This window comes from Actinomycetospora sp., assembly GCF_055612215.1.
In genome coordinates, this window is record NZ_JBVPVA010000660.1 from 1 (window position 1) to 3440 (window position 3440).

The 3440-nt window shown below is 74.5% G+C and carries 4 protein-coding genes; 2 read left to right on the forward strand and 2 right to left on the reverse strand.

Features of this window, described 5'->3' with window-relative positions:
* Positions 1-192, reverse strand: a 192-nt coding sequence (locus AC0CYZ_RS18100) for an alcohol dehydrogenase catalytic domain-containing protein (RefSeq protein ID WP_472217808.1), incomplete at its 3' end; no start/stop codon positions are given.
* Between the two features lie 23 nt (positions 193-215).
* Positions 216-1148: an SRPBCC family protein gene (locus tag AC0CYZ_RS18105; protein ID WP_472217810.1), complete on the reverse strand. Its 933-nt coding sequence runs from the start codon at positions 1146-1148 to the stop codon at positions 216-218.
* A 305-nt stretch (positions 1149-1453) separates the two neighbouring features.
* Here AC0CYZ_RS18105 and AC0CYZ_RS18110 point away from each other — a divergent pair, with 305 nt between their 5' ends.
* Together AC0CYZ_RS18110 and AC0CYZ_RS18115 are read left to right on the forward strand one after the other, a co-directional pair.
* On the forward strand, positions 1454-2194 hold the full coding sequence (locus AC0CYZ_RS18110; protein ID WP_472217812.1) for an ANTAR domain-containing protein: 741 nt from the start codon (positions 1454-1456) through the stop codon (positions 2192-2194).
* A 129-nt stretch (positions 2195-2323) separates the two neighbouring features.
* Positions 2324-3440: PucR family transcriptional regulator (locus AC0CYZ_RS18115; protein WP_472217814.1), on the forward strand; the 1117-nt coding region annotated here is incomplete at its 3' end.

The following is a 3440-nucleotide window of genomic DNA, read 5'->3' on the forward strand; positions in this document are numbered from 1 at the left end:
GCCCATGAACTCGTGGCCGAGGATGTCGCCCTCGCGCATCGTCGGGATGAACCCGTTGTACAGGTGCAGGTCCGAGCCGCAGATCGCGGTCGAGCTGATCTTCACGATGGCGTCGCGCCGGTTGAGGATCTTCGGGTCGGGGACGTCCCGGACCTCCACCGACTGCTTGCCCGTCCAACAGTTGGCCCGCATGGGTCTCTCCTTTCCGGGGTGGGTCAGGCGACCGGCCGGGCCGGTCGCTGGGCGAGCTGCTGACGCGTGGACTGGCCCGCCGGGCTGCCCTCCGAGCGGACCACCTCGCCGAGTTCCATGACCTGCTTGAAGCGGCGCAGGTCGTCGCGCAGCTGCTGGTTGGGCTCCTCGCCGAGCAGCGTCGCGACCACGGCGCCGGCCTTCCCGCCGGGCGGGCGGTACCGCAGGTCGACCACGACCTCCGTGCCCCGTCCGCCTGGGGCGTCGCGGAACCGCACCGAGCCCGTGTTGTCCACGTCGGCGCCCCCGACGGACCTCCAGGAGATCACCTCGTCCTCGCGGTCCTCCACGATCTCGGCGTCCCAGCGGACCGTCGACCCGGCCGGACCGGCGGCTTCCCAGTGGGAACGCCCCGATGCGTCGGTGCTCACCGAGCGCAGGTGCGCCATGAACTCCGGGAGCTGCCGGAGGTCGCGCCAGTGGCGGTACACCTCCGAGCGGGACCGGTTGACGGTGATGGCCGCGACGGCCCGGCACTCGCCCGTGCCGTCGCCGCGTCCTCGCGACAGTCCGCGGGCCGTCACGACGTCCGCGACGGTCACCCCCGCGAGTGCCGCGAGGCCCAGCCCGAGCCGCGCCGGCGCGGCTCCCTTCCGGGAGGCGCCCACCGCCAGCGTGGCGATGTCGACCACGTCGCTCGCGACCCGGCTCCACACCCAGCCCGCCGTCCCGCGGCCACTGAGGATGCCCGCGCCCTGCGCCAGCTCCCGGGTCCCGACCAGCGAGGTGACCGTGCGGACAGCCGGGCCGTCTCCCCGGACCCCCGCCAGCCGCGCGACCGCACCCGGGGCGGCGAGCTGCGCCGACCCCAGCGCCAGACTGAACACCCCCAGCCCTCGCGCGAGGTCCGCCGTGACGTCCCGCCCGGCGCTCCCGCCTGATCGCCCTGCACTCATCGCACGTCCTCCGTTCGTCGTACGTCCGGTGGGGCGGGTAACCCGCCCACGACGGTGCCGCGAGCGGCGAACGCGCAATCTCGTCCCCCGAGGTCGAGGTCGCGCCGATGGATACGGTCCAGCGGGTCGAGGTGGACGCAGCACCGGAAGACGAGCCGCCTGCCGACCCCAGCCACGGCGACGAGCGGCGCTCGTCACCGGAGGCGGGCGGCGGCCCGGCGGTTGTGACCGGCGGGGTCGATGTCCGACCGGACGTCCGGAGGGCACCGTCCTGGGCGGTGGCCGGCGAGTGACGGAGGCAGCAGGTGACGATTCATTCGGAGGACACGGCGGTCGCTCCCTGGTGGTCCGACCCCGAGGAGAACGAGGACGCGATGCTGGCCGCCCTGCTGGCGTCGGCCCGCACGATCGCCGGGAGCGAGCGGGTCGCCGACGCCCTGCCCCGGATCGTCGAGGGCGCGGCGGCGGTGGTGCCCGACGTCCGTGACGCGGGGGTGGCGATGCGGACCCGCGGCGGGATGCTGACCTGTTCGGCGCACACCACGGAGAGGGCGGCGGCCGTCGACCGGGCCCAGATCGGGATGTCGGAGGGCCCGTGCATCGACGCGGTCGCCGGTACCGACACCGTCGTCCTCCCCGACGCCGCCACCGAGACGCGCTGGCCCCGGTTCGTCCGGGAAGCGGTCCGCCACGGCGTCCGTGCCAGCCTGTCGGTGCCCTTCACGAACGTCCGTCCCGCGGGCGCGCTGAACCTCCACCTGACACGGCACGCCCTCGACGACCGATCGGCGCGGCTGCGGACCCAGCGCTCCGCGCGGCTGTTCGCCCTGTACGCCTCGCTCGCGCTCGCCGGGACCGATCGGGTGGAGAACCTGGAGCGGGCGATCGTGCGGCGCGACGTGATCGGACAGGCCAAGGGCATCCTCATGCACCGCTACGGCGTCGACGCCGAGGAGGCGTTCACGCGCCTGCGATGCGCCTCCCAGAGCACCAACACCAAGCTGTACGACGTGGCGGCCTGGCTCGCGGTCCGACGCGCTCCCTGACCGCCGATCGTCGACCGACGGCCGTTTCGTCCGACTCCGGAGCATCCGCGCCCTCGGGTCCGGTGCTCCATGGCGGGCGATGCGTTCTCAGCGTTTGACCCGGAGGGGTCCATGCGGTGACGTGTGTGGATGACGGAGACGCAGCGCAATGAATCCGACCCGATCGAACGCGACCGGACCGCGGACGCCGGAAGGGTCCTGAACGATCAGCAGGCCCGGGCCGAGGTCGAGGCGGCCCTGGCTCGCGAGTACCGCTTCCAGGCCGCGCTGAGCCAGACCCTGGTCAGCGACGCCCCGGAACAGGGACTCGCCGAGGTCCTCCACGAGCACCTCAGCCTGGCCGTGGCCGTGGAGGACCCCTTCGGGCGGGTCCTGGCCCGCGCCGGTGCCGACGACGCGGCCTACCCCCGGCTGACCCGCACCCAGCGCGAACGCCTCATCGACGCCGGCCGGCGGACCTCCGGCCCGCTCCGGGTCCGGGACCGGCTGGCCAGCCTGGCCACCTCCCGCGGCACCGTGCTGGGAGTGATCGTCGTGCTCGACCCGGACGCCACCCTGGAACCCTCCGACCGGAAGGACCCCGACGCCGACGCGAACCCCGGCAGCCCCCGCGCCGGGGCGCTGCACGCGATCGGGCTGGCGACAGGCGCGCTCACCCTGCACCTGCTCCACCTCCGCCACCTGGCCCGCACCGAGATCCGGCTACGCCACGACCTCGTGGAGACCGTCCTGCTCGAGCCCGGGCCGGACGACGTCCGGGCCGAGATCGACCGCCGCATCGGGCGCGCGTCGGCCCTGAGCCACGATCTGACCGGCCCCCACCGGGTGCTGGCCCTCCGCCCCCACGACGGACGGTGGCCCGACGGCGAAGCGGTCGGCGACCTGGTCGAACGGGCCGCGCGGACCCTGGACATGCCCTTCCTGGGCACCCTGCGCGGCCAGACCGCCGTGCTGGTCTGCGGCACCCCCGCCGGTTGGCTCGACGCCGACGGATCCGCCACGGCCCCCTGGTCGGACCCCAGCGCCCACGACCACGAACGGGCCGCGCACCCCGCGCGGGCCTGGCAGGCCGTCCACGACGCCTTCACCCAGGTCCTGCACGACACCCCCGCGGTCGGGATCGGCGGGTACGCGGAACGCCCCGAACACCTCCCCCGCTCCTACCGCGAAGCCACGCAGGCCCTCACCGTCCGGATGCGCCAGTCCGACCCCCGCGGGGCCGTCGCGTTCGAGGACCTCGGGCTCT

Coding starts and splice junctions, on each gene's coding strand:
- AC0CYZ_RS18105 (WP_472217810.1), bottom strand. CDS start 1,148: ATGAGTGCAGGGCGATCAGGCGGGAGCGCCGGGCGGGACGTCACGGCG.